The sequence below is a fragment of the Enterocloster lavalensis genome (assembly GCF_046603895.1).
GTDB classification, from domain to species: domain Bacteria; phylum Bacillota; class Clostridia; order Lachnospirales; family Lachnospiraceae; genus Enterocloster; species Enterocloster lavalensis.
In genome coordinates this window covers 4,523,695-4,538,677 of sequence record NZ_CP176637.1, presented here as the reverse complement: position 1 = coordinate 4,538,677, position 14,983 = coordinate 4,523,695, and the positions used below count along the sequence as shown (strand labels likewise).

13 protein-coding genes are annotated in these 14,983 nt (G+C 58.5%); 4 read left to right on the top strand and 9 right to left on the bottom strand.

Translation table 11 applies throughout. The features are described 5' to 3' along the window. Positions 1–191: 191 nt before the first annotated feature. Positions 192–2,021 carry an ATP-dependent zinc metalloprotease FtsH gene (gene ftsH / locus ACK2JC_RS20225; RefSeq protein WP_107436132.1) on the bottom strand — a complete coding sequence of 610 codons (1,830 nt, stop codon included), beginning with the start codon at positions 2,019–2,021 and terminating at the stop codon, positions 192–194. A gap of 226 nt (positions 2,022–2,247) precedes the next feature. On the opposite strand from ftsH, the gene ACK2JC_RS20220 reads away from it, so the two are divergent. After that, positions 2,248–2,721: a MarR family winged helix-turn-helix transcriptional regulator gene (locus tag ACK2JC_RS20220; RefSeq protein WP_368271420.1), complete on the top strand. Its 474-nt coding sequence runs from the start codon at positions 2,248–2,250 to the stop codon at positions 2,719–2,721. 89 nt (positions 2,722–2,810) lie between these two features. On the opposite strand, the gene ACK2JC_RS20215 is transcribed toward ACK2JC_RS20220, so the two are convergent. The 7 genes from ACK2JC_RS20215 to ACK2JC_RS20185 all read right to left on the bottom strand — a co-directional run bounded on the left by ACK2JC_RS20215 (position 2,811) and on the right by ACK2JC_RS20185 (position 11,282). Continuing rightward, entirely contained in the window at positions 2,811–3,560 is a 750-nt protein-coding gene (locus ACK2JC_RS20215) for an amino acid ABC transporter ATP-binding protein (protein WP_007715693.1), read from the bottom strand. Further along, positions 3,550–4,251, bottom strand: a complete 702-nt coding sequence (locus tag ACK2JC_RS20210) for an amino acid ABC transporter permease (RefSeq protein ID WP_007715695.1) — start codon at positions 4,249–4,251, stop codon at positions 3,550–3,552. Before ACK2JC_RS20210 ends, ACK2JC_RS20215 begins: the two co-directional genes overlap by 11 nt. Positions 4,252–4,484: 233 nt before the next feature. Beyond that, a complete protein-coding gene (locus ACK2JC_RS20205) occupies positions 4,485–5,348 on the bottom strand; it encodes a basic amino acid ABC transporter substrate-binding protein (RefSeq protein WP_107436128.1) in 864 nt (287 codons plus the stop codon). Positions 5,349–5,577: 229 nt separating this feature from the next. Next, a complete protein-coding gene (locus ACK2JC_RS20200) occupies positions 5,578–6,417 on the bottom strand; it encodes a bifunctional 5,10-methylenetetrahydrofolate dehydrogenase/5,10-methenyltetrahydrofolate cyclohydrolase (RefSeq protein ID WP_411337697.1) in 840 nt (279 codons plus the stop codon). 39 nt (positions 6,418–6,456) lie between these two features. Continuing rightward, entirely contained in the window at positions 6,457–7,086 is a 630-nt protein-coding gene (locus ACK2JC_RS20195) for a cyclodeaminase/cyclohydrolase family protein (RefSeq protein WP_092366893.1), read from the bottom strand. Positions 7,087–7,167: 81 nt separating this feature from the next. Then, complete coding sequence (locus tag ACK2JC_RS20190; RefSeq protein WP_320938583.1) at positions 7,168–10,143, bottom strand: SMC family ATPase; 2,976 nt, start codon at positions 10,141–10,143, stop codon at positions 7,168–7,170. Further along, positions 10,140–11,282 carry an exonuclease SbcCD subunit D gene (locus ACK2JC_RS20185; protein ID WP_320938584.1) on the bottom strand — a complete coding sequence of 381 codons (1,143 nt, stop codon included), beginning with the start codon at positions 11,280–11,282 and terminating at the stop codon, positions 10,140–10,142. The genes ACK2JC_RS20190 and ACK2JC_RS20185 overlap by 4 nt, the downstream gene beginning before the upstream one ends. A 307-nt stretch (positions 11,283–11,589) precedes the next feature. Between ACK2JC_RS20185 and ACK2JC_RS20180 the strand changes: the two genes are divergently transcribed. Beyond that, the gene (locus ACK2JC_RS20180; RefSeq protein ID WP_320938585.1) at positions 11,590–12,453 is read left to right on the top strand and encodes a hypothetical protein; all 864 of its coding nucleotides are present in this window, start codon (positions 11,590–11,592) and stop codon (positions 12,451–12,453) included. Between the two features lie 312 nt (positions 12,454–12,765). Beyond that, on the top strand, positions 12,766–14,298 hold the full coding sequence (locus ACK2JC_RS20175) for a flotillin family protein (RefSeq protein ID WP_302325552.1): 1,533 nt from the start codon (positions 12,766–12,768) through the stop codon (positions 14,296–14,298). Here ACK2JC_RS20175 and ACK2JC_RS20170 read toward each other — a convergent pair. Then, positions 14,283–14,429, bottom strand: a complete 147-nt coding sequence (locus ACK2JC_RS20170; RefSeq protein WP_320938586.1) for a hypothetical protein — start codon at positions 14,427–14,429, stop codon at positions 14,283–14,285. The two genes, ACK2JC_RS20175 and ACK2JC_RS20170, sit on opposite strands and share 16 nt — an antisense overlap. A gap of 80 nt (positions 14,430–14,509) precedes the next feature. Between ACK2JC_RS20170 and ACK2JC_RS20165 the strand changes: the two genes are divergently transcribed. Further along, positions 14,510–14,743, top strand: coding sequence for a hypothetical protein (locus ACK2JC_RS20165; protein ID WP_040412154.1), 234 nt, complete (start codon positions 14,510–14,512; stop codon positions 14,741–14,743). Positions 14,744–14,983 lie beyond the last annotated feature (240 nt).

The window sequence follows — 14,983 nt, the reverse complement described above, 5'->3', positions numbered from 1 at the left end:
TTCAATCACTCTGCTTTAAATCATCACACAATCATAAGAAAATCTGTATAAGAAACTTTGCGAAACAGACCTGCTCAGACATGGAAGCGCCGTTGATATCCGCTCATCATTTTCAGCATACCATATCCCCCCTCAGATTGCAATCGAACAAACTATTAAATCGCCTCTCTGAGCCGTTTCCGCCAGACCGTCTACCGCTCTAAAATATCCATAAATTCCTCGCCGGTGATGGTCTCCCGCTCCAGCAGGTAATCCGCCAGCTCGTGGAGTTTCTCCACGTGCCCGCTCAGAATGGAGAGGGCCTTTTCGTACTGCCCGTGCACCAGCTTCACCACCTCGTCGTCGATGATCCTGGCCGTCTCCGGGGAGCAGGCTAGGGCAGTGTCCCCGCCCAGGTACTGGTTGCTCACGGTCTCCATCGCCACCATGCCGAACCGGTCGCTCATGCCGTACCGGGTGATCATGGCCCGGGCCAGCTTGGTGGCCTGCTCGATGTCGTTGGACGCGCCGGTGGTGATGGAGTGGAAGATCAACTGCTCCGCCGCCCGGCCGCCGGTAAAGGTGGCGATCTTGTCCAGAGCCTCCTCCTTGCTCATCAGGAAACGCTCCCCTTGCTCCACCTGCATGGTGTAACCCAGCGCTCCGGAGGTTCTGGGGATAATGGTGATCTTGTGCACCGGCGCGCAGTGGCTCTGGCTCGCCGCCACTAGGGCGTGGCCGATCTCGTGGTAGGCTACGATCCGGCGCTCCTTCTCGGAGACCACCATATCCTTGCGCTGGTAACCGGCGATCACCGTCTCCACGCTCTCCTCCAGATCGCTCTGGTTCACCGCCGTGCGCCCCATGCGGACCGCCCGCAGGGCCGCCTCGTTGATAATGTTGGCCAGCTCCGCACCGCTGGCTCCCGAGGTAGCCCGGGCGATGGCGTTGTAATCCACGTCCTCGGACATTTTCACCTCTTTGCCGTGCACCTTCAGAATGGCTTCCCGGCCCTTTAAATCCGGCAGCTCCACGGGGATTCTCCGGTCGAAACGTCCCGGGCGCAGCAGCGCGGCGTCCAGGGATTCCGGCCGGTTGGTGGCCGCCAGAATCACCACGCCCTTCTTGCCGTCAAAGCCGTCCATCTCGGTGAGCAGCTGGTTCAGGGTCTGCTCCCGCTCGTCGTTGCCGGAAATACCGCCGCCGTCCCGCTTCTTGCCAATGGTGTCGATCTCGTCGATAAACACGATACAGGGGGCCTTTTCCGTGGCCTGCTTAAACAGGTCCCGGACCTTGGCCGCGCCCATGCCCACGAACATTTCCACAAACTCCGAACCGGAAATGGAGAAGAACGGCACATGGGCCTCTCCTGCCACCGCCCGGGCCAACAGGGTTTTACCGGTTCCGGGAGGGCCCACTAACAGCGCGCCCTTGGGCAGGTTGGCGCCGATATCCGCGTACTTCTGGGGATTGTGCAGGAAATCCACGATCTCCTTGAGCGCCTCCTTGGCTTCCTCCTCGCCGGCCACGTCCGCAAAGGTGATGCCGGTTTCATTTTCCGCATAAATCTTGGCGTTGGACTTGCCGAAGGTCATGGCGTTGTTCCCGCCCATACGCTTGCTGAGGGAACGGGCCATGATCTGTCCGATGATCACAAACATCAGGATCGGCGCCACCCAGGTCATCAGGAAGCTCAGCAGCGGGGACGCCTGGGTGGGGATCTCCTTGCGGTAATCCGTCACTCCGGCTTTCTGCAGCCGCTCGATCAGCTGGTCATCCGGGAACCGGCCGGTCTTGTAGCCGCCCCACTGCTGATCCTTCACCGTATACTGAATCTGGGTGTCCGTCAGATAAACGTCCTTGATTTTTCCCTGGTCCAGCTGGGTGATGAACTCGCTGTAAGGCACCTCCTGGACGGACCGCTCCATCACAGAGGGAAATACCAAAGCGTTCAGAACCATCACAATCAGCAGTACCAACAGATAGTAATAGATAAACGGCTTTTTCGGATTCTTTATGCCGTTGTCGCCTTTAACTCCCATACTCATTGTCTCCTTTTCTTATGTATTTATCTTGCTTCTTTTACAGTTTCCCTATACACAGGTCCGGCTTTCGCCATTTCCCCCGCGCATATCTGTACAATAATACCATCTCCAAACTTTGTCAATATTTAATTGTAAATTTTTATTTACTTTTAATAAACATTGACATTTTCAAATCACTGTGATACAACAGTATACAGATAAGCCTCAACCGCAGGCACAGGAGGTGACTGTCACGAAAGAACAAAAACCGGGCGCGCAGACGGTCAGCACCCATTTTTTAAAGTTCACCATTCGGTTTTTCACGCTGGCCAAGAGCCAGTACCAGCAGCAGAACGTGGTCAAAGCCAATACCCTGGCCTTCAACACCCTGATGACGCTCAACGAGTTAGACGGCCATAAGCTGACCATGTCGGAGTTGGCCGACCAGCTGGATATCACCAAGCAGCAGCTCACCAAGCTGGTCAACGATCTGGAGGAGAAGGAACTGGTGCAGAGAACCCACGATTCCCGGAACCGCCGCCAGGTCTACATCCACATCACGGACCAGGGCGCCCGGATGCTCACCGATTTAAAGCAGAGCATGCTGGACAGCACACTGAAGGCCCTCTCCTGCTACACCGAGGAGGAACTGGCCAAGCTGGACCACTGCCTGACCAATCTGTCCGAGCTGCTGGAAAAATTCAATACGGAGTCCTGACCGCCCTCAGGGGCAGGGACAAAAAAATGCCGCCGCAGAGACATTTCCCTGCGGCGGCATTTTTTCAGCGCACCTTGCGATTCGATTTGTCACAGCACCTTGCTCAGGAAGGACTGAAGGCGCTCGTTCTTCGGGTTGGTGAAAAACTCCTGGGGCGGCGCTTCCTCCACGAAGTTTCCGCCGTCCATGAACATCACCCGGGTGGCCACCTCCCTAGCAAAACCCATCTCGTGGGTCACCACCACCATGGTCATTTTCTCCTTGGCCAGGTCCCGCATCACTTCCAGCACCTCGCCCACCATCTCGGGGTCCAAAGCGGAGGTCGGCTCGTCAAAGAGCATCACATCCGGCTTCATGCACAGCGCGCGCACGATGGCGATCCGCTGCTTCTGGCCGCCGGAGAGCTGGCTGGGATAGGCGTGGGCCCGGTCCGCCAGACCTACCCGCTCCAAAAGGCGCATAGCCTCGGCCTCGGCCTCCTGCTGGCTCTTGCCCTGCAGCTTCATGGGCGCGATGGTCAGATTCTTCATAATATCCATATGGGGGAACAGGTTGAACTGCTGGAACACCATTCCCATTTTCTGGCGGTGCTTGTCGATGTCCGTGTGTTTGTCGGTGATATCCACCCCCTCAAAAAACACGTGCCCCTCCGTTGGCTCCTCCAGCAGGTTCAGGCAGCGCAGAAAGGTGCTCTTGCCGGAACCCGAAGGTCCCACCACAAATACCACGTCGCCCGCATGAATATCCACGTTGATTCCGCTCAGCACGTGGATGGCGCCGAAGCTTTTTCCAAGATTTTCCACACGAATCAGGGCTTCCCCGTTGTAATTAGCGCTCACTCTGCCTCAGCCTCCTCTCCAATATCTGTATCAATTTCGTAAAGATCATCACAATGGTCAGATAGATCAGCGCCACCGCAAACAGCGGCATAAAGGCGCTGTACGTCCGGCTGCGGATGATATCGCCGCCCTTGGTCAGATCCTGAAGCGCGATGTAACCGGCAACGGAGGTCTCCTTCAGCAGGGAAATGAACTCGTTGCACAGCGCGGGCAGCACGTTCTTAAACGCCTGTGGCATAATGATGTACCACATGGTCTGCCAGTAGCTGAAGCCCAGGCTGCGCCCCGCCTCCAGCTGCCCGCTGTCAATGGACATGATGCCGCTGCGGAAGATCTCGGCCACATAGGCCCCGGAGTTGATTCCGAAGGCCAGGACCGCCACCAGGACCTTGCTGATTCTGACGCTGCCGAACACCACGAAATAGATGATCATCAGCTGCACCACCACGGGCGTTCCGCGGATCACCGTCAGATAGACCTTGCAGATCGCGTTGAGAATTTTCAGTTTATGGGTTTTCTCGTAGGTAGAGCGGACCATGCCCACCAGAAAGCCCAGAACGATTCCCATCAGACAGGCGAAGAAGGTGATGATCAAGGTGTTTTTCAGGCCCACCGTGATGTATTTCCAGCCGTCGTCCTCAATAAAGTTCAGGTAAAATCTACTATAAAAATATTCCCACATGTTATCCATCCTCTGCTATGATTTTCCACCCCCTAAGGCGGGGGTACAGCCGCCGGCCCCGGGCTGCCGCCGCGGTCCCGTTTTTTCCTGCCGCTGCCGGAGAGCTTTTTATATCACAGGTACACGTTCTCATTACACAAAAAACTGCCGCATAATTTCAGGAAGCGGTATATTCTGCAGCCCTTCCTGCACGATGCGGCAGTATTGGATTCCGTTAAACAGCTCTGGCGGCCGGCCGCTTATTACTCAGCGGAAATGTACTTCGCCACGATCTCATCCAGCTTGCCGGACTCCTTTAAGTTCTTTAACGCGCCGTTGATCTTGTCAAGCAGCTCGGTGTTGCCCTTCTTCACGGCAGCGGCGTACTCCTCGTCGGTGAACGCTTCGTCCAGAATCTTTAAGCCCTCGGTCTGCTCCACAAATACCTTTGCAGGCTCTCCGTCGATCACAACGGCGTCGATCTTGCCCTGGCTCAGAGCCTGAACGGCCTCAAAACCCTTGTTGTAACGCTCAACCGTGGTTCCGTCGCTTTCCAGGTCGGATACATAGAGGTCGCCGGTGGTTCCCTGCTGTACGCCTACCACCTTGCCCTTAAGGTCGTCGGGGGTTGCGATGTCGCTGTCCTCTTTCACAATGATTCTCTGGGAAGCCTTGGCGTAGGTCTCGGAGAAGTCAACGGACTGTTTGCGCTTCTCGTCCACGGTCATGCCGGCCATGGCGAAATCAGCCTTGCCGCTTGTCAGCTCCGGGATAATGGAATCAAAGGCGATGTCCTCGATCTCCAGCTCCATGCCCAGCTCGTCGGCGATTGCACGGGCGATATCAGCGTCGATGCCCACGATCTCGCCGCCCTCGTGGTACTCGTAAGGCGGGAACTCCGCGTTGGTCACCATGATCAGCTTGCCGCCGGCAGCCTTGGTCTCTTCCTCACTGGCAGCCTCGGCAGTAGTCTCCTCAGACTTGCTCTCAGCAGCGGTGGTATCCTCAGCCTTGCTCTCGGCAGCAGTGGTATCGGCAGCGCTGGTCTCAGTTTTCGCTCCGCCGCAGGCGGTTATGGAGGCCGCCATCAGAGCAGCCATCGTCATAGCTAATACTTTCTTTTTCATAATGATCTCTCCTCTTTTCTTTATGCACAAAAATGCATAACTATAAATGATTGCCTTTTTATTATAATGCATTTTCAGCGTTTATCAAGAGGAAAATCGGGGAAAATACTACTTTTTTTAAGAATTATTTATGCATTAATACCTTTTTTGCATATTTTTTCCAGAAACTAGGAAAATGCAGGCTTTATGCAGCAAAATTATGCAGGATTATGCAAAATTGGCGGTGCTCCTATTTCCCCGCCAAAGCCGCACGCACCAGATGTTTTGCCAGCACCGCCGTGGTCACCGCGCCCACGCCGCCGGGCACCGGCGTTGCGGCCGAGGCCGTCCCGTCCAGGGAGCCGTAATCCACATCCCCGCACAATTTTCCGTTTTCATCCACATTGATGCCCACGTCGATCACCACCGCATCCTGGCCCACGAAACGCTTGTCCAGCATTTTCGCCCGGCCGGCGGCAGCCACCAGTATCTCGGCATTGCGGCAGGTCCCTTCCAGATCGGCGGTTTTGGTGTGGCAGATGGTTACCGTGGCGTTGGCCTTCAGCATCAGCATGGACAGAGGCCGTCCCACCACCATGCTGCGGCCCACGATGGTCACCCGCTTTCCCTTGGGGAAAATGTCAAAGGCCCGCAGCACCTCCATCACCGCCTCGGCGGTGCAGGGCGCGAAACCGCTTTCGTCCCCGGCAAAGACCTTGGCGATGTTGGCCAGGGATATCCCGTCCAGGTCCTTGGCCGGATCGATCATTTTCTCGATATCGCTCTCACAGATTTGTCCGGGCAACGGTCTCAGCAGTAAAATCCCAGCCACGTCCGGATCCCGGTTAATGGCCGCGAAATGCTCCTTGAATTCTGCATCGCCGATGTCCCCGGGAAATACATAGGATTGGACTCGTAACCCAAAATTTTCCATTTTTTTGATGGCGCCGCGCTCGTAGGACATGTCGTCCGGCCGTTCTCCCACCCGCACGATGGCGAGCTTTGGCGCGGGTCCCTCCACGGAGGCCAGCAGCCCCTGTACCTCTTCTTTAATCTTTGCAGAAACCTCTGCTCCCTTTAATACCTGCATCGGTGTCCATTCCTCCTTCTTTACACAACGTCGTTACCGTTATCCCCTCAGTCCGGCCAGAACCACCCCGTAAATGCGGTCCGCCGCCTCGGTTCCCGTGCGCACCAGTTCCTCCGCCTCACGGTTCAGCTCCCCGGCTTTCTCCCGGTCCTTCATGGACTTGGTGTTGATATAGACGTTCATCACCGCGCCCAGGAGCGCCGTGCGGACAAACTGCACGCCCACACCCACATCGCTGACCGCCATGCGGCTGCCTTTGACCGCCAGGACGTCCAGGATGCCCAGCATCTCCACCGCTTTCTCCATCACTTCCAGCGGAACGTAGCTGGCGTCCAGCAGCCGCTGTTCCATCACCGCCGCCTTATGCGCCTTCTCCTCCTCCGTGCCGGTGGGGAGCCCGTAGGCCGCCGCCAGAGGCGCGAACACCTCCTCGTCCCGGTCCGCCAGGATCACAAATTCCTTCTGAAGGTCCTCCATACGCGCCAGCAGGCCCTTGATCTCGTCCTCCACGTCCGCGTAGCGTTTCTTGCCGATGGTCAGGTTCGCCACCATCTGGCCTAGGGCATTTCCTAGGGCTCCGGCCAACGCCGAAGCGCCTCCGCCGCCCGGCACCGGCTCTTTTGAGGAGAGGGTGGATAAAAATTTGTCTAGCGTCAACTGATCTACCATGTTGTGTTCCTCCAATCGTGTGTGTGTACTGCCAATTCCATTGTGTCGCGATTGCTACGACGGCGCGTCTGTCTGTTTCTATCATATAACAATTTCTGCCCGGCTGCCACCGGATTTTTCCTTGGTCACCACAATCTGCTTTTCGATGCGCTCCTTCAGTTCCGGTACGTGGGAAATGATGCCTACCAGGCGGTTTCCCTCGGCCAGACCGGCCAAGGCCTTGACCGCCAGATTGAGGGACTCGCCGTCCAGGGAGCCAAAACCTTCGTCCACAAACATGGTGTCCAGGCGGATTCCACCCGCCTGGGACTGAATCTCGTCGGAGAGCCCCAGCGCCAGAGAGAGGGAAGCCTGGAAGGATTCTCCGCCCGACAGGGTTCTGGCGCTGCGCTCTGAGCCGTTGTAGTGGTCGATCACGCTGAGTCCCAGGCCGTTCTTACCCCGGCCGTCCTCCTCCATGCACCGCTTCAACTCATACTGCCCGCCGCTCATCACCATAAAACGGGCGTTGGCCCTGGCGATGATGCGCTCGAAATAAGCCATCTGCACATAGGTCTCAAAGGTGATCTTGTCCTTGCCGTTGACCTCCCCGGCGGCGGTGTCCGCCATGGCCTTTACCCAGGTCCACTGCTGTCTGGCCGCCTCCATGGCCGCCTGCTGCCGCACCATGTTGTCCCTAGCCAACCGGTTGGTCTCCAGGCGGTGGTGGAGCCGATTCCGTCTGGCTTCCAGCCGCTCCAGAATCTCCCCCGCCCCGGCCAGCTCTGCCTCCAGCTGCCGGACCCAGTCCGAGGGGGAGAGGTGGGCCTCCGGTGAGGAATCCGGCATAGGGGACAGACTTCCCTGGGGCGTTGCGCATATCACACACCGCTCCTCCTGCTGCCGGTAAAACGCCTCCAACTGGCGGTTCAGCGCCTGTGCCCTGGCTTCGGCTGCCGACACCCGGCCGCTGTACTCGTTCAGACGTTTCTCAGCCGCATTCAGCGCCTGTTCCATCGCCAGGAGCCTCCCCCTCCGCTCTGTCAGTTCCGCCTCCGCGGCCGCCCGGTCCCCGTGGGGAAGCCGCTTTTTAAGCTCTGCGATCTGGCGTTCCAGCTCAGTGCGCCTTGTCTCCGCCCGGAGCCTGGCCTTTCCGGCCTCCTGCCTGCGCTCCCGGCAGTTCTCCAAGGCCTGTGCCGCTTTCTTCTTCTGCGCCTCCAACTGCCCGCGCCGTTTCGCCTGCTCCTCCAGCCCGCGGATCGTCTGCTCCCCGGCCTCCTCCTGGCGGCCCAGAACTCCGTCCAGCTGCTCCAACACCAGCTTCCACTCCGCCAGAAACGCTTCCCGTCCCTTCGCCTGCGCTCCCCGGATCCGTTCCTGCCAGGACTCCTTCCAGCCGCCGATCTCACCCTCCACCTGCTCCTTCATCCGCTCAAACCGCTGGTCCAGACTTCCCTTCACCCCACCGGCCCGCAGACTCAGCTTTGCCGCGGCATCCGAGGCTTCCTTCGCCCGCCGGGAGGCGGCATCCACCTGCTCCTTGGTGACCGGAGTGTGAGATGGGCGGGAAAGCGCCTCGTGTATCGCCGCTCCGGCGCCGGGCGCCCCCGGCCGTCCCTCTGTCCCGTCTCCCGCAGCCGCTCTCCCCGCCGGTGCGGGGTGTTCCAAAGAGCCGCATACCGGGCAGGGTTGTCCCGGTTTCAGCCCGGCGGCCAGAATTCCGGCCTGGCTGTCCAGAAACACCTGGTAAAGCTCCTGATACTCCCCTTCCCTGGCGCGGCGCGCCTGGTCGGCGGCCTGGTATTCCCGCTGTGCCGCGGCCAGCTTCCGCTCCTCCGCTCGGTATTCCGACAGTTCCCGGGCGTGGGCTGCGATTCGCTGCCGGTTCTGCCCCAGCCGTTCCGCCGCGCTCCGGGCCGCCACAAGCTCCTCGCCCACCGTCTGCAGCCGGTCCAGCTCCTCCTGTAGTTCCTGAAGCTTAAGCCCCAGCGTTTCCGCCTCATTTCCCGCCGCCGCCTCCACCGCTTCCATGCCCTTGGCCTCAGCCTGGCAGGCGCGGCTGTCCGCGGCCAGGCGGTCGTGCTCGTCGTAAGCCTTCAAATTCTCCTGAGCCCGGGAGATTTCCCCGATCAGCTGTTCCCGCTCCCCGGCCCGGCCTTTCTCCCGCTCAAAAACGGCCTTGGCCTCCTCGAACAGCGGACGGTTTTCCCGCAGCTCCTGTTCCGCGCGCTGCGCGTCCTCCTGGGCCTTGGCCGCGCTCCTGGCCTCCCCCAGGCGCTGGCCCAAAAGGCCGCTGCGCTCCCGAACCGCCTTTAAGTCCTGGTCCAATCCGGCGGCGCCCGACTCGTCCTCCCGGATCATCTCCTCCAGCAGGTCCAGCATCGCTTCCAAATCCTTGCTCTCCACCGCCGCCCGCCAGCGCTCCCCGTCCTCCGCCATCACGCCCCCGGCGTACTGCCCGATGCTCTTCACGCTGTCCGCGTAGGCCCCGTAAAGCCCCTTGGCCTTGTCCTTCAGCCGCTCCTGAAACTTCTGGTAGGGCCTTGTCCGGAAAATTTCGCGGAAAATGGCGCCCCGGTCCTCAGTCCTCCCCGACAGCAGCCGTGAAAAGCTGCCCTGGGCCAGCATGGCGATCTGCGAAAACTGCTCCCGGTTCAGCCCCACCAGCTCCTCCACCCTGGCGGTCACCGTACGGTCGCCGGTGATCACATTTCCGTCCGGCAGTTCCAGAAGGGCGTCAGGCCGCTCCTTCGTCTCCCCTTCCCCTCTCTGCTTGGCCCGCAGGTACTCCGGGTTGCGCCGGAGCCGGTATGTTTTCCCATTGTACACAAACTCCATCTCCACAAAGGTCCTGGCCTCCGCCAACGCGTACTTGCTGCGCAGCATCCTGGGCTTGCGGTTCTCGCCGCTGGCATTTCCGTAGAGCGCAAAGGTGACGGCGTCAAAAATCGTGGTTTTTCCCGCTCCCGTGTCCCCCGTAATCAGATAAATCCCTCTGTCCCCCAGCCGTTCCAGCTCCAGGGTCATTTCCCCCGCATACGGCCCGAAGGCGGATATGGTCAGTTTGGTCGGCCTCATCGCGTTTCCTCCCACAATTCCTCTATCATTTTTCCGGCCAGCTCCTGCTGCTCCCGGCTCATCGGCTGATTGTTCTGCAGCTCATACAGCTCCGCAAATAGTTCCCCCGGGGATTTCCGGCGCTGCGCGGCGGTCTCCACCGTCTGCCCGGACCTGGTCCGTTTATTGTCGTAATCCAGCCGCATCACGTTGGGATAAATGGCCCGCAGCCGCCCGATTGCCTCCAGTATATCCTCCTCGTCCGTCAGTGTGATATGCAGATAATCCTCCACCGCGGTTTCCTGGTAAAATGCCCTGCTTGTCAGCTCTTCATAGCTCCCTCGAATCTCCCGAAGGTCCCGCAGCGGAGTAAGCGGCAGCGTTTCCACCTCCACATTTCCCTTCTCCTCCAGCCGGACAATGGTCATTGACTTTTTATGTCCCGCCTCGGAAAACGAATACTTCAGCGGCGTGCCGCAGTAGCGCAGGTTCGGCCCCGCCTTCTGAGGCCCATGGATATGCCCAAGGGCCACGTAGTCGAATCCGTCGAAGGCATCCGCCGCCACCTGATCCAGGCCGCCCACGGACAATTCCTCCGACTCGCACGAGGTTGCCCCGGCCACGAACTGGTGCGCCACCAGCACATTGCGCGCATTCGGGCAAAACGCCTCCCCCGACCGGATCTGCTCCAGCGCAAACCGCACCGCGCCGTCGTAGCTCTCGATCTCCGCCTCAGGGAAACACCGACGCACCGACGCGGGTTTGAGAAACGGCAGGAGATACACAAACACGCTGCCGTGCCGGTCCCTCAGCTCCACCGGGCTCACCTTCCCGTCGTACACCGGCGCCACAAACACCTTCCTGCTGCTCATCAGCCTTCCCCCAAAGGACAGGCGCTCCGGGCTGTCGTGGTTGCCGCTGATCACAAACACCGGCCGTTCCATATCCGCCATCTGCGTCAGAAACCAGTCGAACAGCCGCACCGCCTCCGCCGGGGGCACCGGCTTGTCGTAGACGTCCCCTGCGATGATCACTCCGTCCGGCTCCTCCCGACTGATCATCCCGATTATTTCCTTTAATATATACTCCTGGTCCTCCAGCATGGAAAACTCGTTCACCCGTTTTCCGATATGCAGGTCCGAAAGATGAATCAACTTCATATGCAATCACTCCTGTCCGTCTGCCATTCACCCTCCCATCATACCATGCAGCCCCCGTTCATTACAAGGCCAATCCCCTCCACGGCGCTTGATGGAAGCCCCTCTGTTACTGTTCACAGGTAACGCCCCACTTTTCCTGCAATTTTTCTGGCCTCTCTTTAGAAAACCCCCGTTTCTTCTTTAGAATATCTTTGCCTCCCGTTCACATTCCCGTAAAATTTTTGCCATATTTTGTTAACAGAGAGTATTTTCCGTCCGGCATGTCCTTTGACGGCTCAATATAACCGTGATCCAAGGAGGTTTCACTATGAAAAAAGCATTGTTCCTCGTTCCCCTGCTGGCCCTGTTTCTAAACGCCTGCTCCTCATCCTCCAGCTACTTCTCCACCTTCACCGCCGAAGGTTCGAAGTCTCAATACAAACAGACCGGAACCGTTCACATAAAAGACGACGAAAATGCCGTTTCCCTCTACGTGAACGCGGCTTCCCCCGCCGCCATCACCCTCACCGGCAAACTGTCCAACAGCTCTGGCGATCCCTCCCTGATCTGCCAGTACCCCGACGGCACCATGTATTTGATCGCAGACAGCCGGACTACGTCTCTGGACACCAAAATCCCGCTGCAGGCCGGATTAAACCGGATCCGCTTCGACGGTTCCGACTCCGTCCTGGACTTCGAACTGGTCTACACGGGCTTAAATTCGCCTGAAATCCTCGGTTATGGCCAGTCCCAGTCGGAGGCCGAGACCGTCCCGTCGGACGCCCCTTCAATCTCAGGCTCGATTTCCGGCTCTCCGGATGCAGAGCTGCACAGCTCCGCCTCCAACCTGTTCACCAAGGTTTCCCAGCCGGCTGCTCTTCTGGAATTTCAGTTGGAAAAAGAGACGGACATCACCGTATTCGTGGCCGCCGACCTGCGCAACAACAGTTCCGGGCGCTTTAAAGCCGGTGTCTTTGACGTCACCCTCAAAGGCGACAACTACCCGGACACCGAGATCATCCACCACGCCACCGCGGACAGCTCCTGGGGCGACTTTCTCTGGACTGACCACAACCTGGCAAAGCTCACCCTTCCCAAAGGCAGTTACCAGCTGATTTTAAGCGAGGTCAGCGGTAAAAACTATGCGCTCCGCCTGGATACCGCCGTATACCCCACGGCCACGCCCCAGTGACCGTGGACCGGCGGCAGCACGCAGGCAGGCGCTGCTTTCCTCCACTCCCGCCTCTCTCCTGTACATGCTTGAGCCGTTCCATTTCTCCACGGCCTGCCCCTAACTCGTTTCCCTATTTTCTCAAGCTCATGTCCCCATGTAATTCCATCTTATCGTCCAACCTTTCCCCATTATCCCACCTTATATCTGATAATTCTTAACTTTCTTCGAATAATTCTGTCGAATTTTGAAATTCTATTTCTCTTTTTTCCAACATATGGTACAATAAGTCCAACAACATTAACAATTATTTAACAATGGAAAGGAGTTCCTATGTTTGACTTCAATCTTATCATCACCGCGCTTCCTATTGTATTAGCGGTCATTGTGGTGCTTGTCATCATCACACAGGGTTATGTAAAGGCTCCGCCGGATCACGCGTTTATCATCTCGGGCCTGCGCAAAACTCCGCGTGTGCTCATCGGACGCGCCGGGATCAAGATCCCCTTCTTCGAGCAGCTGGATAAACTGTATCTGGGGCAGATCACGGTGGACATCAAGACCGACGAGTACATCCCCACCAACGACTTTATCAACGTCATGGTGGACGCTGTGGCCAAAGTGAGAGTTGCGGACGACGAGGAGCGGATGAAGCTGGCCATGCGGAACTTCCTGAACAAAGAGCCTGCCAGAATCGCCTCCGACCTTCAGGACTCCCTTCAAGGCAACATGCGTGAGATCATCGGCACCCTGACGCTGCGGGCCATCAACACGGACCGCGACTCGTTCTCCGACCAGGTAATGACAAAAGCCTCCAAAGACATGGAAAAACTGGGCATCGACATCCTCTCCTGCAACATCCAGAACGTGACGGATGAGCACGGGTTGATCCAAGATTTAGGTATGGACAATACCTCCAAGATCCGCAAGGACGCTTCCATCGCCAAGGCCGAGGCGGAGCGCGATATCGCCATCGCCCAGGCCGCAGCCGACAACGCGGCCAACGACGCCCGGGTAATCGCCGAGACGGAGATCGCCCAGAAGAACAACGAGCTGGCCATCAAGAAAGCGGAGCTGATGAAGGCATCCGACACCAAGAAGGCCGAGGCGGACGCCGCCTATGAGATCCAGAAACAGGAGCAGGAGCGGACCATCCAGACCGCCACGGTCAATGCCCAGATCGCCCGCGCCGAGCGCGAAGCCGAACTGCGCAAGCAGGAAGTTGCAGTTCAGCAGCAGGCCCTGGAAGCCGAGATCAACAAGAAAGCCGACGCCGACCGCTACGCCATCGAGCAGGCCGCAGCAGCCGGTCTGACCAAACGGCAGCGCGAGGCCGAGGCTAAAAAGTACGAGCAGGAGCAGGAAGCCCTGGCCAAGAAGGCCCTGGCAGAAGCCCAGAAATACTCCATGCTTCAGGAGGCCGAGGGTATCCGCGCCAAAGGCGAGGCCGAAGCCTCGGCGATCCGCGCCAAGGCTCTGGCGGAGGCCGAAGGTATGGAGAAGAAGGCCGAGGCTTACCAGAAGTACAACAAAGCGGCTATGGCCGAGATGATGATCAACGTGCTGCCTGATATCGCCGGAAAGATCGCGGAGCCTCTGGCCGCCATCGACAAGATCACCATCATCGGCGGAAACGGCGACACGGACAACGGCGTGAGCACCATAGCGGGAAACGTACCTGTGGTCATGGCAAAGCTCTTTGAGTCCATGAAGGAAACCACCGGAGTGGATCTGGCCGAGATCATGAAAGCCGATACATACGACGCCAAGGTCACCCGGAACGTGAACCTGACCGGCGCGCCCGACATTATCCTGGGCAGCGAAGCAGGGCAGAATGCTTCCGGCGCGGATCAGACGCAGCCGTAGAACAGAAGCAACCGCACGGGCGGCAGACTTATCCTCTGCCGCCCGTGTTTTTTGCCGCTTCCGTCCTGCTCCGGCCTGGGCGGCGCATCGGGCTTTGGAATCATTCCCAGGCTTACCTGTAATGCCTCCATTAAAAAGGAAACCTCTCACTAATTTTCTTTCTGGCCAAATCCCGGCTCCTATGCTAAACTATCCCCGAGGTGACAAACAAATGAATCCAATGAATCTATTACAATTAAAACCGGCCTGGGACCAGTTCCGGTCAAACCATCCGAAGCTGATCCAATTTATCAAAGCATCCGCCCGGGAGGACGTGATGGACGAGGGCACGCTGATCGAGATCAACATCAAGACCAGCGCCGGGAAATCCCTCTCCTCCAACATCCGCGTCCGCCAGTCCGACCTGGAATTTCTGCGGGCGCTGAAGGATATCGCACAAGACTGAGGCGGCGGCCGTAAACTTCCGCCGCACGGCGCTCTGCGCCACGCGCAAAAAAGCCCCCGCCGCAGAGAGACGGACGCCGCACGGCGTCTTCCCTCTGCCAGGGACTTTTTTGTTAAAAATGCTTCTCCGGAACCGCCACGCTTCACGGCCCCTGGGCGAGACCGGACCGCCGCATTGCCAAAGGCGTCTGCAGCGCCCACAATTCCGGCCCCGTCAGGGCCCGCCGCGTTGCAACGTCTG